Origin of the sequence: Hydrocoleum sp. CS-953 (assembly GCF_002260545.1) — a bacterium.
Lineage (GTDB): Bacteria > Cyanobacteriota > Cyanobacteriia > Cyanobacteriales > Microcoleaceae > Trichodesmium.
In genome coordinates, this window is record NZ_LGSU01000788.1 from 1 (window position 1) to 4651 (window position 4651).

Annotated in this window: 3 protein-coding genes; 2 read left to right on the plus strand and 1 reads right to left on the minus strand. The window is 37.2% G+C overall.

Annotated features, from left to right (window positions below):
• Positions 1-727: 727 nt before the first annotated feature.
• Complete coding sequence (lysA, locus tag AFK68_RS09760; protein ID WP_094672541.1) at positions 728-2155, minus strand: diaminopimelate decarboxylase; 1428 nt, start codon at positions 2153-2155, stop codon at positions 728-730.
• A 303-nt stretch (positions 2156-2458) separates the two neighbouring features.
• Between lysA and rimI the strand changes: the two genes are divergently transcribed.
• Entirely contained in the window at positions 2459-3049 is a 591-nt protein-coding gene (gene rimI, locus AFK68_RS09765; protein ID WP_094672542.1) for a ribosomal protein S18-alanine N-acetyltransferase, read from the plus strand.
• A gap of 90 nt (positions 3050-3139) precedes the next feature.
• Positions 3140-4402, plus strand: a complete 1263-nt coding sequence (locus AFK68_RS09770; protein ID WP_094672543.1) for a hypothetical protein — start codon at positions 3140-3142, stop codon at positions 4400-4402.
• Positions 4403-4651 lie beyond the last annotated feature (249 nt).

Genomic DNA, 4651 nt, shown 5'->3' on the forward strand with positions numbered 1-4651 from the left:
GCAAATGAATTTAGAATGTAGAATTGTTTGAATTTAGAATTGGAAAATTAATAAATTAGAATTCTAAATTTAATAATTTAATCATTTAATAATTCTAAATTCTGAATTCTGAATTCTGAATTCTCAATCTATGCTTTTTACCCAATCCTATTCTCCCTAAGACCTACAACCTATGTGCAGATTGACCTTGAATAGCGCACCTTCGATTTCGACCTATATTCTTAGGTGTCTTAAGGAGGTTTTCTCGTTCCCTTATTCCTTTATTACGACTGATTTAGTGGGGCAAAATCTCCCGGAGGGTTCGGCATGGTTGCTAATCTCATGTAAATAAGGTTATCCATAGACCCCCTGACTTTTGTCCTACACCCCATAGCTACCTTTGAGGTGGTTATTACTTACGAGAGTTTCATCACCTTCCTATTCGTCCACTTGTGAGCCTTTGCTAGAGGTCTCACTTATTTGGTAGTTAAAGCTTTAACCTCATTTAGACCAGTTTCACCAGTTTGATATTCAGTCTTACCAGTGTGACCTATGCTTTCTACCCAGACAACGGGGCGGAGGAATTTCACCTCGAAGGATATAAGAGTTTTCTCGTGACTATATATTTATCACCTCCTTAATCACGGAAGGCTAGATATATCTGCTTTTTAACAGTCTTGACTAGCCAACGAGTCGCACTTACATTGGTAACATATTAGTTGCTATTCTTTTAGGTTTGTGTTACCAATCAAATACTATTATTACCCATAGCTATTCGTTCTGGTAAAGTATCTTGATTGAGTAAATCTTGGTAAGTTTCCCTCTGTAAAATTACATTTACTTCGTTATTGGATACTAAAACTGCTGCTGGACGTGGTAAACGATTATAGTTAGAAGCCATGCTATAGTTATAAGCACCTGTAGCCATAACTACTAAACAATCTCCTGGTTGGGTTGCTGGTAAGGTAGCATTCTTAATCAAAACATCACCAGACTCACAATGTTTACCCGCAATAGTAACTGTTTCTGTGCTTGCTTCAGATAATCTGTTAGCTACAACTGCTCGGTACATTGACTGATAAGTTATTGGGCGAGGGTTATCTGACATTCCCCCATCTACAGATATATAAGTCCTAATATCCGGAATTTGTTTTTGAGACCCTACAGTATAAGCTGTTACACAGGCAGGCCCAATTATTGAACGTCCTGGTTCACACAATAGTTTAGGTAATGGTAACTGTCTAGCTTGACAAGCATCTACCATTGCTGTACTAACCTTATGAACCCAAGTTTCAATACTGGGTGGGTCATCTGCTTCAGTATAACGGATTCCTAAACCACCACCGATATTAATTTCTTTGATTGGTAAATTATATGACATAGCAGTTGTCATTGCATCTACCATTACACCTGCTAAATCTTGATGGGGTTGAACTTCAAAAATTTGTGAACCTATATGAGCATGAATACCAATAAGTGATAGTAATTCTTCTTTACTTATGAATGCAAAGACATCATTTAGTTGGTTGGGGTCAAATCCAAACTTGCTATCTAAATGACCTGTACGAATGTATTCGTGGGTATGACATTCAATACCAGGTGTAAACCTAATCATTATTTTAGTAGGATTCTGTACCTCCTCCTTTTGTTGGTTCTTTAAAGCTGCTAATGTTTCTAATTCTAGCCAGTTATCCACAACAATTATACAATCTGTTTCTATGGCCAAAGTTAATTCTGCTTGAGATTTGTTATTGCCATGAAAGTATATTTTGTCAGGTTTAACACCTGCTTGGATAGCTGTATATAATTCCCCTCCAGATACAACATCTATACCTAAACCTTCAGAACCACATAAGGCACAGACTGCCAGACTACTCCAAGCTTTAGAAGCATAAAGTACCAAAGATTCTCCAGGATAATGCTGTTTGAGGGCATCTCTATATTGGCGACAAGCTGTTCTGAGGGTGTCTTCGTCCACAATATATAGAGGTGAGCCAAATTTCTCGACTAATGCTGGGACATCCCAACCTCCGATTTCTAAATGGTCTAAACTGTTAACTTTGGCAGTAAGTGGTAAAAGTTCTTGATTGGGTGAACTCTCTTGAACAGATTCTGTTGATTTTGGCAAGTATTGAAGCCCAGAGTTGGTTGCTATTACAGATTGGGTTGATACCATGAGTGCTGTACGGATTTATACTTGAGTGCTTGATATAGTCTATCTAATAAATAGAAGTTATTGTACTTTGTCGATTTTTGATTGATTTTTTATCTAATATTTAGACTGTGTTCATTAATTGATAATGGATAATACCTTTGGTTTTACCCTTGAGGATTGAATAGAGGGAAATCTTATTAATTGATAATGGATAGTGGATTATAAAAACTATCTCTAACTATCAATTATCCATTGGTAATGAGAGGCTTTAAACCTTTCGGGATTAATTATCTATTATCAATTATCCATTATCCATTAGTAAGTATGGCCATGATTACGATTCAAAAAATGAGCCATGAGCATATTTCTAGTGTGGTTGAATTGGACCTACTTTGCTTTGGTGGACTATGGAATGCTCAAGGTTATCAGCGAGAGTTAGAAAGTCCTAATAGCGATTTGCTGATTTTAGTGATTGGCCAAAATACTGGAGATAGAAATGAGGAAGTTGTCTTTAAATCCTCTAACTTTCAATCACAGATTACCTATAATCATCAGTCTATAATTGGTATAGGTTGTTTGTGGGCTATCTTAGAGGAAGCGCACATTACTATTTTAGGAATCCATCCTCAATACCAACGTTTGGGTTTTGGTCAACTACTACTATACACTTTAATGAGGTCTGCTTGGGAAAGAGGGTTAGAGCGAGCTACATTAGAAGTTGCAGCTTCAAATTTTTCTGCATTGTCTCTATATCATAAATTTGGTTTTCAAGATGTAGGTCGTCGTCGAGGATATTATCAGCAAACTGGGGAAGATGCTCTAATTCTCTGGCGTGGTCATCTGCATTACCCAGAATTTGAGCAAACTTTGTCTGAATGGCATAGACAAGTTGTTGCTCGTATTGATGGCCAATAAATATAATATAAATAATAATATAAATAATTGGTGGATAGGTTAGTATTCCCAAAAATAGTATTTTTCTATAGGGTTTTTTGGGTAATTTTTATGACAGTTAATGACTCATTTAATACTGCAATGAATCGGATCGTGGATATGACCGACGATAGAAAACTATGCTCTCGTGTCAAAAAACTGGGATTGAATGTTGTAAATGTTATGTGGGAAGACACTGCTCGAACGCCTGGTTCAGTTTGGGGACCTAATATCAGTGATTTGACTCTTCAAGTTCGCCATCCAGAAGAACTAGGTCGTAGAGAACTCTTACCCGTTATTCGTTATCCTAATTTTACAGATAAAACAGGTGATGTTCCTCTAGAGCTTGTCAAAATTAAAGTAGGGAATGAAAAAGGAAAAAAATTAGAAGTGGTGAGTTTGGAGGAATACCTGACTAATTTACAGCAGTATATCAGTTACCCTAGTAAATTTAATCGAGAAAGTCAATCTCTACTAACAGAGAAAGATACCCATGTCTTGGTAAGCGCTCAAGCTTGTTTTTTGCCTATTCCCAGTCAAGGTAAATGTAGTTTTAATCCAGTATTATTTAACTACCAATCAGAACAGGGAAACCCTGCTGTTCTAGCTATTTTGATTTCTACCGAAGGCAGCAGTGCCACAGTTATTGATAATGGTGAGGATGTAGCAGAATGGGGACAAAATATTTATTTCAACAACAATGGCCAGAGAGCTTGCTTGACTGGCGAACGTTTGAGTGACTATAAAGAAAATTTAGCAACCGATCTGGCAACTCAACAAGGTATTTCCCTCGAAGCAGCTCGCGAGCAAGTAGAAATCGCTCAAGATGTGAATATGGTAATGATTGTTCAAGTGCCACTCAAACAGAAGGAAATAGAATATTCTTTTCCTGTGGCATTGGCATATTCCTCTTCTCTGGGTGAAACTGATTACTTTGAGTTGGCAAGATCGACAGACTGGTGCGATATGGAAGATGCTGTCATTGGACATGGGGAGGATGAAGGCGAACATCTAGAGTTGGGAGATTACAAACTAGAACGGGACGATCGCTATCCTATCCGTATTACCGTGCAGTTTTACAAGGCCACCAGTAATGGTATTATTGACGACAAAGGTCTAGAAAATATCAGTCAATGTATTGAGATGGCTTATACCAGTGCTGATTATATTGGCTCTCTGGTGGTAGGAACATTAGAGAAAGGAGAGTTAGGTATGGGTAATGCTCGCCCCACTCAACCTGCACCCTCTTCTCAGGCTGTTGTTTCTCCTCCGAAGAATTTTCTTAAAGTTGTTAATCCTTTTGCTCCTCATCAAAAGCCGAAAACAGGAGAATAAAAATAGCTGCTATAGGGCAATTGGTAGTTTTGGTACAAAAACGTAGGCTAAGAGGGTGACAGTATTTTTTGGTTAAAAATTTGAAACTATTGCCCATGTTGCATATTTTCTATACAACTAGGTAGAAGACTGTTATTTGACTAAAAAAAATATTTACTTCGCTGAAATAAATGATGTTGAATGTGAAAACTTTATATTTTCTTAAAATAAATAGATAGTTTAACCATCATATACGCTCAAAACCTGAGC

Excerpts from the sequence above, each read along its gene's own strand:
- rimI (WP_094672542.1), top strand. The coding sequence starts at position 2,459 with ATGGCCATGATTACGATTCAAAAAATGAGCCATGAGCATATTTCTAGT.
- AFK68_RS09770 (WP_094672543.1), top strand. The coding sequence starts at position 3,140 with ATGACAGTTAATGACTCATTTAATACTGCAATGAATCGGATCGTGGAT.
- lysA (WP_094672541.1), bottom strand. The coding sequence starts at position 2,155 with ATGGTATCAACCCAATCTGTAATAGCAACCAACTCTGGGCTTCAATAC.